We start from the raw sequence: 21,672 nt of genomic DNA, 5'->3' as shown, positions 1-21,672 counted from the left end.
GGGAAACCCCGGACCGAGGCCGGCGCGGGCAGCCCAAAGGGCAACACGGGCCGAAGGGACGCGGGTTGCGCCCCGCCGCGGCCGTGCCAGGAGGGCTAAAGAAGGAGATGGGTGAGGTCCGTCGGCCAGCTTCAGGAGAGTCGAAGGTGATCAGAAATCGGTTCTATAGCGCTCCTGACGATCCGCTCCGGCCGCTCGTAAGAACGGATCAAGCGGCGTTCGCTTGCGCCTCAAGCATCGCGATGCGTTCCGAGCAGACCACGTGCACGACCTGCCCGAGCTCTTCCACGCGCTCACCGAGCCAGGTCAGCTCATCCTCGCTAATGCGGTAGTGTTTCGAGTATCGAGCCTTCACGTACGCGGCTTTGAGCTTCTCAAAAAGACGCCTGTCGCGGCGGCTATCCTGCGGCCAGATGTGCACCAGCCGGCGATCAATCCGCTCGGCCTGAGTGCGCAGGAACGCTAGGTTGTGGACGTGCGGCGTGTAAAAAGTCTGCACCAATAGTACGCAGTGGTAAAGGTTCTCGGTCGCCTGATGGAGGAGGAACGCGGCCTTCTTCCAGCTACGCCGCCCCATATAAAATTTGAATCCCTCGAGAAACTCAGCGCCACTAGGCATCCACTCCTCAAAATACTCCTTTGCCATCGCCAGGGCTTGCTCCGGCGTCTTCGGCTTCGGCTCCGGAAGCTCAGTATCGTCGCTCTGATAGAGGGCGACGCCATCTCGGGCGACGTCCATGAAGAAGTATCGACCGTGCGCCAGCCCGTCGTTCACCTCCTGAAGGGTGTGGACGATGAAGTTGACTGGTGTCCGGAGCGTCTTGGTGATCGAAAGCTCACGAATCAGGCGGTCCTCGGCCTTCGCCCAATATTCGACCCGGTCGGTCAGGCGCTTGTCGTTGACGATGATCAGCAGGTCGAAATCCGACTGATAGCCCTTCGCCGTGTGCGGCTCGTCGACCCAGTTCCCTCGTGCGTAGGAGCCATAGAGGATGATCTTCTGGATGCGTCCCCTGCGTTTCCAGTCCTGCGTCGCGAGCCCGATCTTCTCCTCGAATTCCTCGAAAAGGATCTGCACCACGCGCTCCAGCTCGCGCTGCTTTGCCGGTGGAAGATGGTCGAGATCCGTTCGCATCGGGGTCGATCCTAAGAGGTCGGGACGCCGCTGGCGAGGGCAAGAGAGCGTCCCGGATGGTCAGAACCACCGCTCCCAACAACTGAGCTTCCGGCCGCGCAGCTGCTTGTCGAGCTTGTAGATGGCCCTCGCCAGATGTCGCTCCACCTGACGGACGGTCAGCCCGGTACGGCGGGCGATCTCGCCGTACGATATGTCGTCCAGGCGGTGGGCCATGAAGATCTCCCGCTGCATCTTCGGCATGTTGAGCATGGCGTCTTCCATGCGGCGCAGGAGTTCGGGATCGGGTGTGTCGGACATGGCGGCATTCCTCGTGGTACGGAGGCCGGCCGCGTCGGAATGACGTGCCTCGCGCCTCCGCCCGACGTCCGCGCCCTCTCCTCTGGCCGAACCGCGCCACGCGCCGGAACGCGGCCCCGATACGGGCTGTGAGATCCATGTTTGGGAACATGTGCCGACGCCTTGGTTATAGCGCCGGCAGCCGTATCGGCGCCGCGGCCGGCCGAAGCCGGCAGCAGCATGCTAGTCCCAGCGCCAACGTTCCAGCAAGCATCTGCCGCGATGGGAGGCCTGGACCGGCATCATCCGGTCCAGGCCGGCGGCTACGCCGCCTGGGCGGCGCGCGCCGCACGCTTCGGGTTGGTGCCGAGAGGGCCGCGGCGGTCGACGACGGGGACGCCTCTTTCCTTCGCCTGGATGACCAAACGCTCGAGAACGCCGTTGCCAGCGAAGGCCACCAAACAACGCGGATTGAGCGAGAGCATCTGCTCGTTGCGCTTGAATCCGGCGCGTTGCCCGAGCCGGGTCTCGAGCCCCAAGACGAGCTGCGGGACCTTGCGTCGCTCGGCCCAGGAAGCCGCGAGGCGATCGATGCCCTTGCTGTCGCCGCCGTGGACGAGGATCAGGTCGGCGACGCGGTCGCGTACCCTGTCGAGCGTTTCCCAGACATTGGTAGCGAGCGTCTTCGCCTGCTCATCGGTCTCGAACGAGAGGCGGCCGCCTGCGAACAGCACCGGCGTTCCCTCGGGCATCGCGGCCCGACGGCGGGATTCAGCCCGCGCCCGCAGGAAGTCGCGTCCGTTCACCACGGCCGAGGTGCAGCCGGCCCCATGATTGAGCCGCGAGCTACCGGCCGGCCGCCAGCTATGACCGGTCTCGCGCATGTAGAGGAGAGCCGCGGTCTCACGAAGCGCCTCAAGGCCAAGCATGGCGGCTTCGGCCGCCCGGGCGCGCTCGATCTCGGTCTCGAGCTGGCCCGAATGCACCTCGGAGCCGTCGGCGGAGGCGAGGAGGCACCGGATCTCGTCCGTCGCCCGGTCCACCTGCGCCAGGCGCTTGGCCGCGGCGCGGTGGAACAGGTTCACGAAAGCCCAGGCGATCTCTTCGGCGTCGTCCTCCAGAGCCGTATCAGGAAAGAGGGCGAAGAGGTCCGACCAGACGGCGGCCAGCGTCTGCTCGGCGGCATCAGGGTCGATGCTTTCGGTGCAGGGGCTCGTGCTCGGTCGAGCTACGTTGAGGTGGCCGAGCTCCAGCGCGGCGAGCTGGGCGGCAAGGTTGGTGTGCATGGCGGACTCTCCTGATTCGCGCCGGGATCGGCGCCGGGAGCCCGGAGCCCCGGCTAAGGCGAGTGCCCGCACTGCCCAAAGGGCCGGACACCCCGAAGCCGCGGCTGGCGCGGGCAGGCTGCCGCGCAGCGGCAAGCCAACACGGGCCGCGGGCGCAGCGGGTTGCGGGCGTCTCGCCGCCGGGGCAGGGCCTCTCCCGGCCGGCCGTGCCGCGCATCAATGCGGCGGTCCACGCCACCTCGCGCCGCCACCCTTAGGCCGCGCGCACCTGCACATCCTCGGCATCGCGCTCATGCACCAAATCTGCCGACGCCTCATTCCGCCCAAGCCGCAGGAGCAGCGAGGCGGCTTCCTCGGCCTTCGCTGCCACGGTGAAAATAGCGCGGCTGTCCGCCTTGAGCACCTTGAGCCATGAAGCGAGGTAGCTGGCGTGATGGTCGAGATGCTCGACGGGGAGCCCCAGCTCGGCACCGAGAATTGCGGAGGAAAGCTCCGCTACCAGCTCCTCCATCGCGTAAGCCTCGCTGCCGAACCGGCCACCCATCTGACGGGCAAGCCGGCCTTCGTGGCCGGTCCAGTGCGACAGCTCGTGCGCCAGCGTGGCGCGATAGTGGTCGAGGTTCCGAAAGAGGCCGGGCTCCGGCATCGTCACCTGGTCGGACACGGGAGAGTAGAAGGCCTCGGCGCCGAAGTGGCGCAGCCTCGCTGGAATCGCTGAAAAGAAGGCGTCGAGGACCTGGTCACGCTCCGTCGGCGGCGGAAGCGGCTGCGGCTCAGGGAAGAAGCGATCCGGCAGGCCGTCGACCTGGCACGCATTGAACACGGTGAAGCTCTTGAGGACGCGGCGGGTGCGGTCGCCTTCGGCTTCATCATCCGCGCTGGCCTCCCGTGGCAGGTACGTCCGATAGAAGATGGCGATCGAGCCCCGCTCGCCCTTCCGCACCTGGGCTCCAAGCATGTGCGCCTGTCGATAGGTCATCCAGAAGGGCGAAGTGTGCCCCGCCGCCTCGGCCGCCATCCAGAGCCAGAGGACGTTGATACCCTGGTACGGCGTGCCGCAGGCGCGAAGTGGCCGCGACACCGAGGCTCCGGTCCAGGGCTGAACCCACGGCCGCGTGCCCGCCTCGAGCCGCTTCACGACCGCGGCGGTGATCGTTTCTGCCGGCGAAGGCCGGCCGAGTGAATGTTTCATCGGGAGTCTCCCCAATCTGACCGGCTCGAATCGAGCCGCGATTTCGGAAGCTCCCTCTCCTTTTCATGTCCTACCTTAGGTTAAGCTATTCCCCCAATTGGGGGGTTGAAGAGCGATACTATATCTTGTCATACTCTGATCGTGGACAAGCTCGCTGACTTGTTCGGCGAGCACTGACACGGCCATCGATGGCCACTCTCTCGGAGTGAGATCCCGGGAGGCGGCCTCAAGAGGGCGGCACGTGGACTCGGCGCTTGGGACGCCCCTCGTGACCGTGCGGAACGCAGCGGTTCGGCATGTTCGAACGGGTCAGTGCCTTTGTCGGCGACATGAACGCCGCCGACACGCAGGCGGAACTGCGGACGATCCTTGCGGAAATCACCAGAGAGCTGGGCTTCCGGCACTTCGCACTCACCCATCATGTGGATCTGCGCCGCTCATCGGAGCCTGCCATTCGAATCCACAATTATCCCGAGGAATGGGAGCGCTATTACGATCGCAAGCTGCTGGGGCGGACCGATCCCGTTCACCGGGCCTGCCAAACGACGCTGGTCGGCTTCACATGGTCGCAGCTGCCGAAGATGATCCCGCTCACGCGCATGGATCGCGCGCTGCTCGACGCGGCCGCTCGGCAAGGCCTTGAAGAAGGCTATACCGTGCCGGCGCACGTCCCGGGAGAGGTGAACGGCTCCTGCTCGTTCGCGACTGCTCGCGGCCGGCCGCTCTCAGCGGAGCACTTCGCGACGGCGCAACTGGTGGGCGCATTCGCTTTCGAGGCGGCAAGACGGCTCGTGAAGCGCGATCATCAGAAGCGAGCCGACCCTGCCCGCTTCTCGGACCGCGAGCGTGACTGCTTGATCTGGGTCGCTCGCGGAAAGTCGGATTCGGAGATCGCGACGATCCTCGGCATCAGCACGGAGACAGTGCATCAGTACGTGAAGCAGGCCCGGGCAAACTACGATGCAGTAAGCCGATCTCAGTTGGTCGCCCATGCGCTGTTCAGCGGCACCATCTCCTTCCTCGACATCTTCAAGCGATAGTCTCTCCGCTTGGCACGTCTAGCGCGTCGCAGGCAGGCTGAGGCAGCTTAACGCTGAACGTCTCCGGCTTACGCGCGGGCCGCGACAGCCATGGGTCCATGCAAAGGCTAGCCTTTGGGAATCCTCGTCCCGCGAGGAGGGTAGGCTTCAAATGGCGTGTTTGTCTTCCACATGGCTAGCAGCACGATCGCCAGCTTTCTCGCCAATGCAACACGCGAACGGGACGAGCCGATTCGATCTTTCAGCTGAAGACCCCATTCCTTCAAGGCGCAGTCGCGGCCGCGAGATCGCAGGATCAAAGCCGCCGTCGCCAGATGGGAACGCGTCAACTTGTTTCCGCTCTTGGTTATGCCCAGGGTCCGGTTGTTATCACCGGACTGATAGCGTCGAGGCACGAGCCCGAGGTACGCGCCCACATCGCTGTTCCGCTTGAACCGATGAGGATCTTCGATCGCACTGTAGAATGACAGAGCACTAAGCGCTCCCACGCCTGGCACCTCCATCAAGAGGCGGCACACGGGATGCGCGTGTGCTCGGCGCTCGATCTGCTTATCAGCGTCCGCAATGAACGCTCGAAGGCTGTCGCAGACCGCAACCAGCGGTTCCAGCTCCGGCCATAGATCGAATCCGTCCTCTTCCCGGATCGCTGCCACCTCGGCTTCTACCCGTTTTCGGACAGGGCGGTTCCCGCTCGGCATCTCGACTAAGCGGCCGAAGAGTCTGAGGCGTGAACGGAGGCCGGCCTCGAGCGACACCCGTACCTTTACCGCCCGATGCCGCAGGACGATCTGCGATCGGATTTCCTGACACTCCAGGCTCTTCAGGTAAACCTGGGAGACCGTGTGCTGCCCCAGGCGAGCCATGTCGGCCAAGCCCCTCGCGTCTCCGCAATCTGTCTTATTACGGCGGATCGCGAGAAATCGCCTCGCCTTCCGCGCATCGAAAATTCCCACCGGAAACCCTCGGTCGCGAAGCTTCCGCACAATGTGGGTTGCGGCCCCCGCCTCGACGGCGATGAGGCCGATTGACGCCATTGGAAATGGCGCAAGGGACTCCACAACGTCAGCAAGGCTCGTGGCACAATCCTGCTCGCGCAGGACTGCGCCTGAGTTGTCCACTACGCAAACACTGATGCTCTCGTGCCCGAGATCGAGACCTACCCAGAATTCACCGACTGCCATGCGTCAAATCTCCGTCGTTGGACGGGTGGTATGACGATGGTGAGGCTCCAAACCCTGGGTTTTTTTGCATCCAAGGACCAGTATGATGTTTACTAGCGCAAACGGACGCGGTCCCACGCTATGCGCCGTGGCTCGGAGCCACTTAGGTAACATCGGGATTCCGCGTCCGCCGCTCCGATAGGGAGAACGCAACACGAGCCGGTCGTCAGGTTGGGGCAAGCGGGTCAGCGCCCCGGGCCAATCTCACGACGTTTGATCCGGTCTCAATCGCCTAGTAGCAGGCAGAGTGCCGAGTCAGCCAGATGGGCGGTTGTGATCCGTCCGATATCGCTCCTAATCGTTCGCGATTGGAATAAGCTCGCCACGGGTTGAGGACGGCAGGGACACCGGGCGGCGATCATTTCGAACTTGGCGCCGTCGTCGCCAATCTCCTGTGAGCGATCCGTCGCCCGTCCGGACGGGTGATGACGGCCGGCTCAGTGAGGCTCCTCAGCCAAGCGCCGTGGGGTCCGGGTTGATCGCGGCGGAAAGTAGGGCGTGCCTGCATATCCCTCTTGGGCAAGCCCTCTGGCCAGTTCTCACAAGTTCCGGTGGCTGCCCCCAGCCAGTGACGAGAGTGCGGAGCGGCGCCGGAGCGCCGCCCCTGAGAAAGTCGTGGAAGGCCTCAGGCCGCTTCCTCGATCGTCTCGGACGGCTCATCGCCGCCCGCCTCCGGCGCGCCTCCTCCACTCTCGGGCGCCGTTTCGGCCGGCAGATCCTTGTCTGGAGCCGCCGCAGGCTCGTCTTCCCACGGCGGAGTCTCGTCCGCGGCGGGAACGGAGGATGCCGCGGGCGGCGCGAATCGCATCGGCTCCGGAACCCAGTCCAGTGCCCGCTCCTTCACCTCCACATCCGCGATGAAGTCGCCGGCGAAGATCCGCTCCGCCGACTGCGAGAGCTGCGCCTTTTTCAGTCCTGCATAGCGGGAGGCGAAAGAGGGGCCGCCGACCTCCTCCAGCGCCGCGAGCGTCACCGCCTTCGGCACCCGGTCGAAATAGTTGACGCCGGTCGGCCGCCACCATTTGGCAACGTCGATCTCCAGCAGCGCTCCGACATGGTCGTGGAAGGGGCACATCCTTTCGGCGGAGTTGGCGCTCGCCTCCAGCGTCCGCGCGACGGCGTGACTGAGCCAGGCCGCTCGCGCTTCCTCCGGCAAGGCGCGGAATGCATCGAAGCGCTCGCCGCGCGTCGCGCCTTCCGTCCAGCTGCGCTCGAGCGCCTCCACCGCCTGCGCCCGCGCCACCGTCGCCGGAGCGTCGGGCGTCTTGAACCCGAACACGGGATCGGAAGGCTGAAGCGCGAGCAGCGACGACCCACTCCTCCCGCTCGAATGTCCCGCATCCCGGTCTACCATCAGGAAGATGGCCAGATCGAGAGCCAGCCCCGGATCGGCGGCGACATGGACCGCGAGCACGTCCCGCCGCTGGATCGCCAGCTCGTCGAGGAGAGCGCGGGAGATCGCCTGCGGACGGTCCTGGGGCTCCGGCTCCTTGACGGGGGCGGGAGTATCGGGTCGGTCGACGCCGGTGTCGTCCCCCGGCTCCTCGTCCTTGTGGTCCGTGGCTTCCGAGTAGAACACGGAACCCAGCACCGGCGCGCCGCTGTCGTCGAGCTGGAGAAAGGCGCCGAGCTTCGGCCGCAGCGCCTCGTCGATGATCGCCGGCTTGTGCCGAAGCGCGGCGATCTCCCGTTCCAGCGCTTCCGCCTTCTCCTCGGCCTCCTGCCGTACGTCGTCGGCGGTCTCCTCGTCGTCAATGACGGCGATCAGTGCCTCGATCTCCGCATGGGCGGTCTCGATGCGGCAGGCCTCGTTTTCGGTCAGCGGCTCGCGCTCGGGCGCGACCCGCTGCAGGCCGGCGGTCGCGGGATGGCCAATCCAGGACTCGAGCGCCGGCCGGACCCAGGCGAGACCCAGTTCCTCCGCCTTGTCGGTGGCGAGCGCCTCAAGCTTGTCCGTGGCGAGCCGCTCGAGCAGGGCAATGTCGAGCCAGCGCGCGTCGTCCTCGTCCGAGAACAGGTCCCGCTCGATGCGGCCCCCCGCCGCCACATAGGCCTCCTCGCCGACGAACCGCGCCCGTCGATCGCTCGCGCTCACCGTCGCCTGCGTCATCATCCGGCGGATGCTGTCGGGATGCTGCGCCATGTAGCTGCGGCTCACCTGCTCGAAGACGAACGCCTGCCGCTCCCGGTCGGGCGTCGCTCCATAGGCCTTAGCGACGTCGAGCGTGATCTCGCCGGCGCCGAGCGCCTCGAACACCACAGGCGCGAGGTTCGCGAGCCGCAGTCGCCCCTCGACGAACCGCACGGTGAGCCCAAACCGGCGGGCGACACCCTCGACGTCGGCCCCCTGCTCGATCAGCTGTCCGAACGCCAGACACTCGTCGGCCGGATTCATGGCGAGCCGCTGGAAGTTTTCGGCAAGGCCCGCTTCCTGCACTGCCGCCGGGGCGCCGTCGACGACGAGGCAGCAGACCTCGTGGTCAGCCGGCAGCTTTCCCTCCTTGGCGAGGCTGGCGAGCGCACGGAAGCGGCGGCCGCCGGCCTCGACGGTGAATCGGCCCCTGGGCTTGCGGCTCGAGGCGACGACGAGGTTCTGCAGCAACCCCCTCGCTTCGATATCCGCCTTCAGCTGAAGATCGGCCTGCTCGTGCGTCGCCCGCCGCACGTTGCGGGGGCTCGGCATCAGTTTGTTCAAAGGTATCGTCCTGATCATGGAAGATCTCCGAGTAAGAGCCGGTGCGGCCTCTCCGCACCCGTCGCTCGTCCGGTGACCGCCTCCTCTCCTCCAGGCGCGGCGCCGCCGCGCCATCGCGCTGGAACTCAGGGCACCTCCAAGCCAACGAAGCGCCCGCCCCGCCGGCCGCAGACGGTGAAGGGCTCGACCATCCCCCAGGGGATCGTCGCGGATTGCGCGAAGATCCTTCGGCGGCGTGTCTAGCCGTTCGGAATGCGAAGATCGGTCGGGAGCGTTCCACGGCACTGCCGGCAGCCGAGCCGAACCCGGATCCCGTCTGCGGCCACCTCCTCGAGGCTGAATTCCCAAAGCCAATTCGTGCGTATCTCGTGCCTGATGATCGGGCGGACCCGCCGCGTTCTGCAGGAGTCGAAGATTGGAGGTGTTATAGCCGCTCCTACGGCATGAGCGGCAAAGTTGGTCTTGGAGAGGAGGGACACGAGTCGTGTGGGCTGACGGTCGAGCACTTCGAAGATCAGCACATGCCACTCGTGGAGGATCTTGCTGATCCGCGTCCTGACGGAGTCATGCGCTCGCGCCTGCTTCTCTGACGTGCGCAGATGATTGCGAACCCGCTTCCCCAACCTTCGACTGACCGACATAGATCGGCCAGCCAATGTTGCCCTTCAGGTCCACTTGTCGGGGATCCCGCGCGAGATAGGTGATCACCCCCCTTCCCTCTCCGCATCCCGGGCCGACACAATCGTCGTGCGGATCGCGGCTTCGACTTCGGAGGTCGTACGGCGCGGCATGAGCACAGACATGGTAGCACGCCTTCGAGTCGCCAGGAAAAGCCTTCGCGCCTTTCGGAGCTGTGCAGCGTGCTCATGTCCCTCGCGCGCGCGGCTGTCCTACTTCCGGTGCACTTCACTGGCGGCGCTCCACGCTATTCAAGCTAGGTCACGGCCCGGAAAACGGCTGTGCGGGCTCAGGAAGGTTCTCGCGTGCTCGGCAGGGTGGCATCGATAAGCTGCACGACGCGGGCGAGGGCGTCTCGCATCCCCAGCAGCTCGGCACCCACCATGTGATGATTGCGTCCCGCGAGCGCGAGAACGGTCGCGAGGACGATGTCAGACTCCCTCGCGAGCTGGACGAGATGATACCCGCTTGGACCGTAGCGCCCGCTGAGCCAGTTCTTTGCTGTGCGTTCGCTGGCTCCCGTCCAGCGCATCAGCGTCTTGGTTGCCCGGTGGGACGCGCCAAGCTCGGTTCGAAGGGCCTCAGCGATCGCTTCAGCATATGCATCGCTGGCGCGCGAGCGTGGCGGAAGTTTGTTGCCCGTCTTCGGAAACATCTTTCCCGCTCCAATGATCTAGGGCTGCCGCGACTCGTCAAGCTGCTGCTGGAGGAGCGGTCATGATCAATTGGGATAAGACGTCTGAATCAGCCGATCCCCTGGTGCCGGCCGCCGAATATGTGCGGATGTCCACCGAGCATCAGAGATATTCGACCGACAATCAGCAGACGGCGATCAGGCGTTACGCCGAGAAGCGCGGCTACGAGATCGTCAAAACCTACGCCGATGAAGGCAAGAGCGGTCTCCGTCTCGACGGCCGAGATGCGCTCAAGCAGCTACTCGCAGAGGTCGAGACCAAGTCCGCGGCGTTCAAGGTAATTCTCGTCTACGACGTCAGCCGCTGGGGCCGGTTCCAAGATCCCGACGAGGCCGCCGCAATCGAGCTGGCATGTAAGAAGGCAGGCATCGCGGTTCACTATTGCGCCGAGCAGTTCGAGAATGACGGCAGCATCGGATCGTCCATCATCAAGACGGTGAAGCGGGCGATGGCAGGAGAATATAGCCGGGAACTCTCGGTCAAAGTGTTCGCCGGCCAGTCCAATCTGATCCGGCGGGGCTTCCGGCAGGGAGGTCCGGCCGGATTTGGCCTGAGGCGCCTCCTCGTCGACCAAAATGGAGCTGCGAAAGGCGAGCTGGGACGGGGCGAACACAAGAGCATCACCACGGACCGCGTCATCCTGATTCCCGGGCCGCCCGACGAAGTGGCGGTCGTGCGCGAAGTCTATCGTCTGTTCATCGAGGAGCGGCGGACGGAGACGGAGATCGCCGATATTCTCAACGGCCGAGGCGTGCTCACGGACCTGTCGCGCCCGTGGACGCGGGGAACGGTGCACCAGCTCCTCATCAACGAGAAGTATATCGGCAACAACGTTTGGGGGCGGACCTCCTTCAAGCTGAAGCAGGCACGGCAGGAAAACCGGCCTGAGGACTGGATAAGGTGCGATGGCGTGTTCGAGGGGATCGTCGATCCCGCTGTCTTCGCGGAAGCTCGGGCAATCATAGCGGCTCGATCCGCGCGACTCACGGACGAGCAGATGCTCGAGAGGCTCTCGCGGCTGCTCCAACGGAATGGGAGCCTCTCCGGACTAATCATCGACGAGTGCGAAGAATGCCCTTCCAGCAGCGCCTTCCGCAGCCGGTTTGGCAGCCTACTGCGGGCTTACACCCTGGTCGGCTTCTCGCCCGCGCATGATTATCGCTACCTCGAGATCAATCGGGCCCTTCGCCGCATGCATCCCGAGGTCATCGCCGGAGTGATCGAGGGAATCCGCACAGCCGGTGGGAGGGTGCTGCAGGACAGCGGCACTGACCTTCTCTGGGTGAATGGCGAGTTCACCGCCTCACTCGTCGTCGTCAGGTGCCGGCATACCGCGGCGGGTTCGTTGCGTTGGCAGATCCGGCTTGACCGGAGCCTCCGTCCCGACCTGACGATCGCAGTCCGCATGGACCGAGAGAACCAGAATCCGCTCGACTTCTACCTGTTGCCAAGCCTGGACGTCCGCGAGGCCGTGATCCGCCTGTGCGAGTATAACGGCCTCTCACTGGATGCCTATCGCTTCACCTCCCTCGACAAAGTCTACGAGATGGCGCGGCGTGAAATGCTCCGGAGGGCGGCATGACCGAGGCCACTCCAGCCCAGAGGGTCGAGATGATCCCGGTCGATCGGGTCGTCGTCGTTAATCCGCGCGTCCGCAACCGCCGCATCTTCAACGAAATCGTCGAGAGCATAGCCCTCGTCGGGCTCAAGCGACCGATCACTGTCACCCGTCGCCAGCAAGGGGACGAGTCATTCTATGACCTCGTCTGCGGCCAAGGTCGGCTCGAGGCCTGCAGGACCCTCGGCTACGAGGAGGTGCCGGCGCTGATCGTCACTGCGGATCAGGACGACTGCCTCGTCTCGAGCCTCGTGGAGAATTGCGCCCGACGGCAGCACCGGGCGCTGGATCTTCTCCAGGACATCGCCGCGATGGGCGAGCGAGGTTACTCCATCGAGGAAATCGGAAGGAAGACGGGCCTCTCCTATGAATATGTGAGCGGCGTGATGCGACTGCTCAGGAAGGGCGAGGAGCGCCTGCTACGCGCCGTGGAATCCGGGGCGATCCCGATCACGGTGGCCGTGCAGATAGCCGATGCGGACGACACGGAAGTGCAAGCAGCGTTGCAGAGCGCCTACGAACAGAACCTCCTCAAAGGCCGCAAGCTCGTGGCGGCGCGACGCCTGGTCGAACTGCGCCGCCGCCGCGGGAAAGGGCTCCGTGTGGACCACAGACAGAAGCGCCCTCTGTCAACGCAGGCACTTGTCCAAGCATACGAGGAGGACACCCAGCGCAAGCAGGATCTCATCAGGAGGTCCGAGATCGCAAAGGCGCGTCTGAGTTTCATAACGGAGGCGATCAGAAGCCTGATCGACGACGACGCCTTCTTCGCCATACTTGAGGAGGAGGATCTGATCACTGTTCCCGCCAACCTCGCGGCGCGTATCCCGGAACTGGTGGGGGTGGCCGAATGAAGCGAAAACTCAAGCTGGCGTTCGAAGCGGCCAGCCTGCGTATTCCTCTCACTCAGATCCTTCCGCTTCGGCCCGTGCCGGAGAAGGTGAAGAAGTCCGTCAAATATGCCCAGATCGCGGCATCGATAAAGGAGGTGGGGATCATTGAGCCGCCGGTCGTGATCAGGGACGCCGGCGAGCCGAATACCTACCACCTTCTCGACGGGCACCTTCGTGTCGAGGTTCTGAAGGACCAAGGTGTAAGCGCCGTCGTCTGCCTCATCTCGACCGAGGACGAAGCTTATACCTATAACAAGCGAATAAACCGGCTCGCGATCATCCAGGAGCACCGGATGATCATTACCGCGCTGGAACGCGGAGTGTCGGAGGAGCGGCTCGCGAGAGCGCTCAATGTGAACATCAAGGCCATCCGGAGCCGGCGGCGCCTGCTTGAGGGTATCTGCCCGGAGGTGGCGGAATTGCTCCGGGATAAACATGTTGCGATCAACACGTTTCGTGAGTTGCGCAGGCTCCGCACAGAGCGTCAAATCGAGGCGGCTCAACTCATGGTGGCGATGAACCGCTATACCATTGGATACGCACGATCACTCGTCGCAGCGACGCCCGAAGACCTCCTGGTGAGGCCTAAGAAATCCAAGACGCTGAAAGGCTTAAGTGCAGAGCAGATTGCGTTAATGGAGGAGGAGTCAGCCAAGCTCCAGCGGCACTTCAAGCTCATCGAAAAGGATTACGGAGCGGACCATCTCGATCTCGTCCTTGCCACCGGATACGTCGCTCGTCTCCTCGCGAATGCCAGAGTCGTCGGCTACTTGGCTCAATGTCACCCAGAGATCCTGGCCGAGTTCCAGAAGGTTCGAGAGCTGCAAAAGGCGGCGTGAGAATCATCGACCTATGTGACACCAGCCGCTCTTCTGGGTCCCACCTCTCCCCGCGCTCCCCAGTCTCGGACCCCGCACCCATCTCCACAGGGAAAACTAAGCGTCAGTGCCGCGCGTGAAGCTGCGTGGCTACCGACGCCGGGCGGCTTCATCGCTGTTGTCGGGTTCCGCATTTCTTCCCTGCTCTCGTGTGTACCTCTCGACAACTCTCAATCGCGTCCTAGATCGCACCCATGAAGGTTTTCATCAGTTCTCTAATCAGCGACTTCGGCCCATTTCGGGATGCCGCGCGACGAGCGGTAACGACTCTCCGCCACGAGGCCCTGATGGCCGAGGACTTCGAGGCACGACCAACCTCGCCTCAGATCGCATGTCTGCAAGGCGTTCGCGATGCCGACATCGTGGTGTTGATCCTCGGTGAAAGGTATGGACCGGTCCAGCCTACCGGTCTTTCCGCGACACATGAGGAGTATCGCGAGGCGCGCGGCACGAAGCATGTGCTCGCCTTCGTGCAACAGGGCGTCACGCCTGAGCCTCGACAGGCCGAATTAATCACCGAAGTGCAGGACTGGGAGGCCGGACTGTTCCGCGGCGGCTTCGCCGATGCTGAGGACCTGCATGCTGGCATCATCCGGGCCCTGCACGACGTTGCCCTAACTGACGCGGTCGGTACCGCTGATCCGGAGGAACTCACCCGTCGGGCCCTCGCGCTGATCCCTCCGGAGAACCGCAATATGTCCTCAACCGGTGCGACCGTGGACATTGCCATCGCCATGGGCCCACGACAGCAGGTGCTGCGGCCCGTCGAAATTGAATCGCGCGATTTGTCCGAGCACGTTCTCCAATCTGTCCTGTTCGGACCGGACCGCCTCTTTTCACCTTCGCTCGGAAACAAGGTCGAGATCGCAGATGGCGCCCTAGTAATCCGCCAGGATCGCGGCGCGTTCCTGCGGCTCAGCGAGGACGGCTCGATCCTCATCCTTCAGCCGCTCGACGAACCATCGACCGGGAGGGGATGGGACATGGGCGGTCACATGGTTATCATCCAAGAGATAGTCCAGCAGCGGATCGCTACCGCCCTGGGCTTCGCGACCACCCTTATCGACCATATTGATGCCACGCAGCGTTTGACTCACGCCGCTGTCGCCGTACGGATCGCCGGTGCGGAGTACCGTGCCTGGCGAACGAGGTCGCAGAACGACGCGAGCCCAGATTCGGTGACGATCGGCATGGGTGAGCGCAATCACCAGCCTGTGGTGAAGGTCCAGCGCCGAGCGGCGCTGCGAGTCGATCGATCGCGCCTCATCGAAGATTTGCTCGTGCCGCTCCGTCGGCAGTTCCCGGCGGGCTGAGCGGAGTCGTTCACACGGTTCCAATCGCAGGAGTCGCGGCTCTATCGCCACAGAAGTTTATGGAGATTCCGCTCAGTCGCAGGATGTTCGAACATGCTGGAGGACGGCACCGCGTCTACTCGATGCTTCTGCTCCGTACTCCCGACCCACCAGACGCTATCGTCAGATCGGCCGCTCTTGTAGTCGTCCCTACCATCACTCCCTCTGCAGGTTCGCTTGGACTTCAACAGAGGCTTCTTTCCGGGGCGGAATGCAAGTGGACGCCCCTGCACAGGTCGAACGAGTTCTAATGCGGATTTAACGGCCGCGCCTATCATATGACACCGCCTCCGGACAGGAAGTGGACCCTCGCTCCATCGAATCGCTTCTGTGGAAGACAGTTCGGGCATTCTCGTCAGCACGTATGAGAGCCGTCGCGATACTTTACAAAGTCTGCAGCGCGTCGCCTGCGAACCGGAGTTCAGCCCCGGAGGGAAGCTCCACCGTGCGCCGCTTTAGGCTTCAATTCTCCCCGCCATCGCACACCTGCCGGGCCTCTAGGGTCCGTTGCGTCTTTCAAATCACGTCCATTTTCGAGGAGGGTCGTGACAGCCCCACTTATGGGAGACTGCCGCTCCGTCGGTAGCCGTCGCCAGTAGATCAGGAGTGACTCGGCCAGCGACCCTTCCCGCCCACTTGCGTGGTACAGATGCCTGCGGACAGCCTCGTCCCACGCAATTTCACGTCCTTCGACGCGGAGCCACTTGAGGTACACCAGGGCAAGGCGTCGCGGGACCACATGGGAGTTGTCGCAGAGCGTCTTCACGAGGCTCTCGACGTTACTCCCACTGAGGGGAGCCGTCCTTAGTTGTCGGAATATCGCTTTTCTGATGCGCCAGTGACACGGCCAAACGAGCGTGCTGCACACCCTCCAGACGGCTTCGCCGCCTACCGCAAGGATGCCAAGCCCGAGCTCCGGAAGCCGTATCTTCTCGGCTTCTGCAAAGCTGAACGCATAGCTCTGGCGGCCTGTCGCTTCGAGGAGCTTCAACACGGCCTCGGCCATCACGGCAGCCGCCTGTTCGCCGTGAAGATCCAGATAACGGCTGAGCACTTGAACGAGACGGGAATATTTCTCCATCCGCTGGGGCTCCCTTACCCTTCGCGCGGTCAGGAAATTCTCGATTGCTGCAAATCCGGAAGTCCGCAGACCGCCGGCATCCTGGATCTGCTGTTGCAGGAGCTCCAGCCCGGCCTCGAAATCCTCTTCAAGCAGATACAGAAAGTCCACGGCCATTAGGTCTGCCTCGTGGTTGACCTGGAGGTGGGCCCGCAGGAGGACAATTGCCTGGTCCGCGATGGGCTGCAGTATTGAGAGCAGCTCCAGAAAATGCTCTCTGAGATCCGGAACAGTGGTCATGTGCCGGTGGCGGGCGCGGTGGGCGAAGAAGATACGAATCGCCCATACGAGTTCCATGCCTCTCGCCTGGCCCGAGGAGAGCAGGCGCACTGCGTAAGGAAGCATCTCCTCGCCTGACATAAATGGAGAGTCGGCAGCATACCAGAGAGCCCGTTGAAGGCGCTCCGTCTGCTCCGGCCGCGCATCCGCCAGGCAGGTGAGGCATGCGGAGGCTAACTCATCCGGGTGCGTCTGGGCGAACGCCTCGAGCAGCTTGGCAGCCGAGGCTGAGGACGCAGCAAGAGTAGTCCAGATGATTCGTTCGGGAGCGAGGTCGCGGAACCGGAACAGCGTCCTCATCGCGATTGTGCGGACCGGGAGCCGAGGGCGAGTTGCGTCGCCAACGCTGGTCAGCAATCTATCATCATCCAGCACAGCGCCGAGCCAATCGATTGTATCGTCGAGGTCGACTTCAAGCAGGTACTCGATCAGCCGGGCGGAGGGGGACTTCTGAAATGCCTGGTTCAGGGTGGTAGTCTGGCGCCACAGGGTCTCCCAAAAGGCGTCGCGGGCGACGTCCGCTCCTCGCCAGTGGAATTCATCCTCTCGCGCCAGCATGCGCGAGAGGTAGACGCGTTTACTCTCGTGCGAGAGGGATGATCGCCTTAGGTAGGCAGCCACCGCTTCGTCGACCTGCTCGGACCAGCGATCACGATAGAACTCCGCCTGATCAAGCATCTGGCTGATCCACCAGCCGAAGATCGGATGCTCCGCGGCTGCACCCGGGCACAGCGCGAGCAGGAGCAGGATACATTGGCGTGCATAGTCCTTGGCGGAGCTAGTATATGGATCGGACGCGGCACGGCGGAGTTCCTCCAGCACCTCCTGGACTTCCGAGCCTTGAACGCCGCGCATCAGGTCCAGCAGGCGGAATGCCACGACTGCCGGCGGCAGCTCTGGGTGGCCGTGGAGCCGCGGCCACAGCCGACCCCCAAGATTCTGAAAGAGAAGGAAGATGAATAGAAACCAACCTCCGGGGACGCCGAAGTCGGGCCGCCTGGGAAGAACGGGAATACCACGGCGGACGGCCGTGAGGTCAAGCTGGGAAGCCTGCAGGAACTCGCGAACCTGATCGTGCTGAAATCGGTACTCACCTTCAATCAGCTCTAGGAGATGCTCATCGCAGAGTGCATCCACGGCAATGAAACGGTTTCCGAAAAGCTTCTCCATTCGGTCCTTCGTGACGTTCTGCCGAGCGGCGCCGAGCATGTGCATAGCCAGGCTTCCAAGAAGGGCAGTCACCTCTGGCTGCCACCTTGGCTTGCCGAGGAGTTCCAGCGCCGTAGCGACCCGGTGGTCGATGAATGCTTCCAATACCTGCGGAAGGTTCATCGTTCGCACATCCGCCCGCGAGCCAAGTACGTCCGCCAAGTGAAGCAGAAATGGGTGTCCTGCGGCTCCTGCGGACAACCAGCTTTCCATTCCGTAGGCCTTAACGGCCTCCGCCGCTTCTTCGCGTGTGAAGTCCCGTAATCGGATCAAGCGGGCCGATGCATCCTCCCGCTTACGCTCACCAGAGGAGTCGGTCCGCTCTGGGAGTAGATGGAGCAGCCGGGGTGGTATCGTGGGCTGGATGGCGGACCAGCGCTCCGGACGACACGTTACGACGAGCCTGGCATCGTGGGAGATCAGCCAGTCAATCGTGCTCGGAAGCCAACACTCGCGCAGATGAGGATCGCGGACATCCGCATCGTTCAAACCGTCAAGAAGCACGAGAAGCGGTCCATCCCGATGGTTCGCGAAGTCCGAGAGGCGACGTGCGTCAGGTCGTGAATAGCCGGCGGCCGGCCATGGAAGACGTTCCAGCATGTCTGCGATGCCGTCAATATCCGGCTTAATCTCGGCACCGCGGATGAGCAGGCGGGGCGGAAGTCCCGCTTCCTCCCGTTCGGCGAGCTCGGCCAGTGCCGAGGTCTTTCCCACGCCCGAAAACCCTATGATCGGCAGGATATTCGCGGGCCCAGCGAGAAATCTCCGAAGTGCTTGCTCGAAGTCCGCCCGCCGCACGGTTCTGTTTCGCTTGTAGATGTCACTCCGGTCCAGCTTGTCCGCGACGAGCTTCGACACCGTCGCCGCGGCAGTGCGCCTCGGCCGGCCCGCAACCGGTAGGGGCCGAAGCGCTCTTTCGGGAAAGATCTGCTTCAGCTTACTGCCGACGGCTCGCTCGACAGCGGCCGGTGAGGCGATTTGATCCCATTGGAAAAACTGCTTACGCACCGGCCGAGCATTTGAGAGCCATTCGTCCAGCATAGCGGGGAGCAGCAGGTGATAATCAATCGTTCGCATACGCGAGAGCACGGTTGGCAACACTTCACCGAGAGATAGTTGAGAAAGCGATGCGTGCTTATCGAGCAACTCTTCGATCCATGTTGCGATTAGAGCATGGTTTTCCTCGATCCACCGGCGCGGTTTCTTGAAGAAAGCGTCGGTGGTACGGGCGGGATCAGTCGCAAGGACAAGGTAATACCGAAGTCGCTTCTCCGGAGGCGGCATGTCCCCGTCGACAATCAGGAAAAGAAGAAACTTCAAAATCTCTTTCAACGCGTCCGGACGCGGCATCCGGTAGGACAGACGTTTGCACTGCATCACTCCAACGAGCTGCTCGTCCTTCCAGAGAGAAACGTCTATGCCAGCATCACCGCCCGCCAGAGCGAGCCGGACTCGATCATAATAGCCCTCCTTTTGAAGCTGGAACCTGGCAAGCGAGTGCAGAAGACGCTCAAAGTCTTCATCGCTGAGATTCAAGTACGGGAACCTTCGTGAGCCGGTGGGGCCGGCGTCCACAGGTGTGACCTGGCGGAGGTACGCCTTTTCCGCACGCTGGGAGAGAATCCTCATGGTGGGGAATGTTTAGCTCGTTTCGCCCGCGCCGACATCTTCCGAAATTGGACGCGGTGAAATAAACAGGCGAGGTGATCGTGTTCTACTGATAGTGTTTGGCCAGCAAAGATCCGGTTGGCGGAGCGCAGCTTCGGGCGAGCAGGCAGATGCAGTGGACTAACTTCATTCCCTTGGTAAGCGGATTGGTCGGTGCCATCATAGGAGCGCTTGCGAATGCCTTCCTTCGCGATCGCAGCGACAGGCGAACGGCGCGTGAAGCCTTGGTGGGTGAGATCGCGAGGCATGCTTCCGAGATCCTGGCAGCTCTTCTGGAGTTTTTTCGGGCGCGGCAGATCGACGGCGCCGGTCTTGAGAAGTGGAGTGCCCTCGCCGCGCTCGAACGTGCCCTCGGCCAGGGAACGGCGTTGGAGATCCGGATTTTCCGGGAGTTCCGCGCGAGGCGGGTGCGCACTGCCTACCACCGGCTTCTGAACAGGTCGGAGATCCTCAAGGACGCCTTGAGCAGTGAGCAGGCGCTTTCGGAAAAGCGGTTCAAGACCGGCACTAGGTGGGTCGAGGAACAGATTTCTGAATCCGTGCGCGTTGCGTCAGCGGCGGCGGGAATTGATCTTGTCGACCGGGCTCGGCTCATTTTTGTCGGCTGGCGGAAGGTTACACTCAAGGATCGGCAGGCACTGTCGTATGACCCTGACCCCCTGCCCTGGGAGTATGCGCTCGCCTTGCAATTCGCTGACCCCCTCCCGCAGGACGCCGTGGAGACGATCCATCGCCGCTCACGGGATCGCATAGGTGACATGGTCTGCGCGATACACGACCGCGCCCCTCACGTCGTCTTGTCCGGCCAGTCGAGCAATTTTCGTGTGGAGATCGATGCCTGCTGCGCGCTGTTCGCCGAAGAGGTCAATCTACGGTTCATGGGTCTCGGACATGCCGAGCGAGGGGCCCCGACGCCATAACGGGTGCACCGAACGCATCACCCGTGGACGAGCCGAAGACCCTGCGCCTTCACGATACCAAGGTTGCCCAAGCCGATCCGAACAGCATCACGTACATAGGATGGTGCCAGATGTGCATAGTGCTTGCGGGTGATCCGCTCGTCAGCGTGTCCCAGAGACTCCGCTATGACCGCCACTGGCACTCCCGCCATGGCCAGCCTAGAACCATAGGTGTGGCGAAGGATGTGGAACCCCGCCTGGTCAACGCCGGCGGCACGACAAGTCTCTGTCATTGGTCGGATCTGGTGCGAGGTCCCGAGTGGACGCCCGTGCTGATTCAAAAACATGAGCTCGTCGCCGGCGCGGCGGCCACTGACCTGGCGGAACAACTCCACGCCCTCGTCGGAAAGATAGACGTGGCGAGGCTTGCCACTCTTCGTCTCTGGAAACAGCACGACTCCGGCCATGAAGTCGACGTCTCGCACGCGCATCCGAAACAATTCGGACCAGCGGGCACCGGTCAGCAGCGCAGCCTGGATCAGCGGCCGGAACCATTCGGGGGCTGCTTCGATGAGGCGCGAGATCTCGCCGGGCGTGAAGTAGCGGATCCTCGGGGAGTCGACCTTTGCAAACGGCTTCACCCGCCGCCAAGGGGTGTCGTCCGGCACCTTCCCCATCATGAACGCTCTGTTGAGTGCAGCACGGAGCGGCGTGAATACGCGGTTCGCGTTCGACTTTTGAATGCGCGCGGAATCGGGCCCGATCGGACGCTTCTTTCTCACCCCCATTTTGTTTGCGCGGTACACCGACGGAGTGCTGGCGATCCTGTTCACGAACGCGGTCAGCCGCTCAGTCGTGAGCTCGCTGACCTGCATGGCACCGAACTCGGGCCGGAGATGCCGTTCGATCGTGTGGCGCGTAGCTTCCAGCGACTTGCCGGTGAAGTTCTCAAGGTAGTCGTTGAGCGCCTGCCCCACCGTATAGGGCTCAGGCTTTCGCCCCGAATTTCGGTCGAGCTGCGCGAACCACTCGCGGGCAGCCGCCTGCGCTTCGGAGAAGGTCAAGACAGCAGACGTATCCGCGTCGAGCACATCGTCCGCCGGCCCCAATAGGGTCTGGGCCCGCGCTCCATCGCCGGATCGATACTTTGCGACCCAGGTTCCCCCCTTCTCACCCTTGCGGTATCCGAGCGCCCTCCCCCGCGCGAGCGAATGCCAATAGGGATTGCTGCGGACCGGCAGCTGCGCGCGCGCGGTGCGGCTGTCGATCTTGGCATGACGGAGGGTCCTGGCCATTGAGCGCCCTTTCAAACTCGCCACAAATTCGTTGCAAAACCGTAGCAGGATTAGGGTGGACGAGGAAGGACCCGAAGCTCAAAGAATGGCGGAAAACCGCCATCCGTGGGCGTCCGCCCGCGTCCGCAAAACCCCCGCGACCTCTGCTCTCACGGCGAAAACACGGGTTCGAGTCCCGTAGGGGTCACCAGCCTTTGCAAAGGCTGAGCGAGATATTGGTCGCCCTCGCGGCTCATCCCCG

General features: G+C 63.4%; 15 protein-coding genes. 6 read left to right on the top strand and 9 right to left on the bottom strand.

The genetic code is table 11. The features are described 5' to 3' along the window. Positions 1-208: 208 nt before the first annotated feature. The 4 genes from DDE10_RS22130 to DDE10_RS22115 form a co-directional block, all read right to left on the bottom strand. A complete protein-coding gene (locus DDE10_RS22130; protein ID WP_114954987.1) occupies positions 209-1,135 on the bottom strand; it encodes a HEPN domain-containing protein in 927 nt (308 codons plus the stop codon). 60 nt (positions 1,136-1,195) lie between these two features. After that, positions 1,196-1,435, bottom strand: a complete 240-nt coding sequence (locus DDE10_RS22125) for a sigma-70 family RNA polymerase sigma factor (RefSeq protein WP_114954986.1) — start codon at positions 1,433-1,435, stop codon at positions 1,196-1,198. Positions 1,436-1,737: 302 nt separating this feature from the next. Beyond that, positions 1,738-2,700, bottom strand: coding sequence for a DUF2493 domain-containing protein (locus DDE10_RS22120; protein WP_114954985.1), 963 nt, complete (start codon positions 2,698-2,700; stop codon positions 1,738-1,740). A gap of 253 nt (positions 2,701-2,953) precedes the next feature. Beyond that, the gene (locus tag DDE10_RS22115) at positions 2,954-3,892 is read right to left on the bottom strand and encodes an ArdC family protein (protein WP_114954984.1); all 939 of its coding nucleotides are present in this window, start codon (positions 3,890-3,892) and stop codon (positions 2,954-2,956) included. Between the two features lie 296 nt (positions 3,893-4,188). Here DDE10_RS22115 and DDE10_RS22110 point away from each other — a divergent pair, with 296 nt between their 5' ends. Next, on the top strand, positions 4,189-4,932 hold the full coding sequence (locus DDE10_RS22110) for a LuxR family transcriptional regulator (protein ID WP_114954983.1): 744 nt from the start codon (positions 4,189-4,191) through the stop codon (positions 4,930-4,932). A 107-nt stretch (positions 4,933-5,039) separates the two neighbouring features. Here DDE10_RS22110 and DDE10_RS22105 read toward each other — a convergent pair whose 3' ends face one another. The 3 genes from DDE10_RS22105 to DDE10_RS22095 all read right to left on the bottom strand — a co-directional run bounded on the left by DDE10_RS22105 (position 5,040) and on the right by DDE10_RS22095 (position 10,180). Then, entirely contained in the window at positions 5,040-6,113 is a 1,074-nt protein-coding gene (locus DDE10_RS22105) for an IS110 family RNA-guided transposase (RefSeq protein ID WP_114954982.1), read from the bottom strand. A gap of 664 nt (positions 6,114-6,777) precedes the next feature. Beyond that, positions 6,778-8,865 (bottom strand): ParB/RepB/Spo0J family partition protein, encoded by a 2,088-nt coding sequence (locus tag DDE10_RS22100; RefSeq protein ID WP_114954981.1) that lies wholly within the window; start codon positions 8,863-8,865, stop codon positions 6,778-6,780. Positions 8,866-9,814: 949 nt separating this feature from the next. Next, on the bottom strand, positions 9,815-10,180 hold the full coding sequence (locus DDE10_RS22095; RefSeq protein ID WP_114954980.1) for a hypothetical protein: 366 nt from the start codon (positions 10,178-10,180) through the stop codon (positions 9,815-9,817). A gap of 62 nt (positions 10,181-10,242) precedes the next feature. Between DDE10_RS22095 and DDE10_RS22090 the strand changes: the two genes are divergently transcribed. The 4 genes from DDE10_RS22090 (at position 10,243) to DDE10_RS22075 (ending at position 14,922) form a co-directional block, all read left to right on the top strand. Then, positions 10,243-11,802, top strand: coding sequence for a recombinase family protein (locus DDE10_RS22090; protein WP_284734828.1), 1,560 nt, complete (start codon positions 10,243-10,245; stop codon positions 11,800-11,802). Next, positions 11,799-12,692, top strand: a complete 894-nt coding sequence (locus DDE10_RS22085; protein WP_114954979.1) for a plasmid partitioning protein RepB C-terminal domain-containing protein — start codon at positions 11,799-11,801, stop codon at positions 12,690-12,692. The genes DDE10_RS22090 and DDE10_RS22085 overlap by 4 nt, the downstream gene beginning before the upstream one ends. Next, on the top strand, positions 12,689-13,570 hold the full coding sequence (locus DDE10_RS22080) for a plasmid partitioning protein RepB C-terminal domain-containing protein (RefSeq protein WP_114954978.1): 882 nt from the start codon (positions 12,689-12,691) through the stop codon (positions 13,568-13,570). Before DDE10_RS22085 ends, DDE10_RS22080 begins: the two co-directional genes overlap by 4 nt. Positions 13,571-13,803: 233 nt before the next feature. After that, on the top strand, positions 13,804-14,922 hold the full coding sequence (locus tag DDE10_RS22075) for a DUF4062 domain-containing protein (protein ID WP_114954977.1): 1,119 nt from the start codon (positions 13,804-13,806) through the stop codon (positions 14,920-14,922). Between the two features lie 460 nt (positions 14,923-15,382). On the opposite strand, the gene DDE10_RS22070 is transcribed toward DDE10_RS22075, so the two are convergent. Next, positions 15,383-19,198, bottom strand: a complete 3,816-nt coding sequence (locus DDE10_RS22070) for a hypothetical protein (protein WP_114954976.1) — start codon at positions 19,196-19,198, stop codon at positions 15,383-15,385. A 149-nt stretch (positions 19,199-19,347) separates the two neighbouring features. Between DDE10_RS22070 and DDE10_RS22065 the strand changes: the two genes are divergently transcribed. Continuing rightward, positions 19,348-20,157, top strand: coding sequence for a hypothetical protein (locus tag DDE10_RS22065; RefSeq protein ID WP_114954975.1), 810 nt, complete (start codon positions 19,348-19,350; stop codon positions 20,155-20,157). A 17-nt stretch (positions 20,158-20,174) separates the two neighbouring features. Here DDE10_RS22065 and DDE10_RS22060 read toward each other — a convergent pair whose 3' ends face one another. After that, positions 20,175-21,431 carry a tyrosine-type recombinase/integrase gene (locus DDE10_RS22060; protein WP_114954974.1) on the bottom strand — a complete coding sequence of 419 codons (1,257 nt, stop codon included), beginning with the start codon at positions 21,429-21,431 and terminating at the stop codon, positions 20,175-20,177. Between the last annotated feature and the right edge of the window lie 241 nt (positions 21,432-21,672).

Source organism: Sphingosinicella terrae (assembly GCF_003347635.1).
Classification (GTDB): Bacteria; Pseudomonadota; Alphaproteobacteria; order Sphingomonadales; family Sphingomonadaceae; genus Allosphingosinicella; species Allosphingosinicella terrae.
This window is presented reverse-complemented; position numbering and strand designations above follow the sequence as displayed.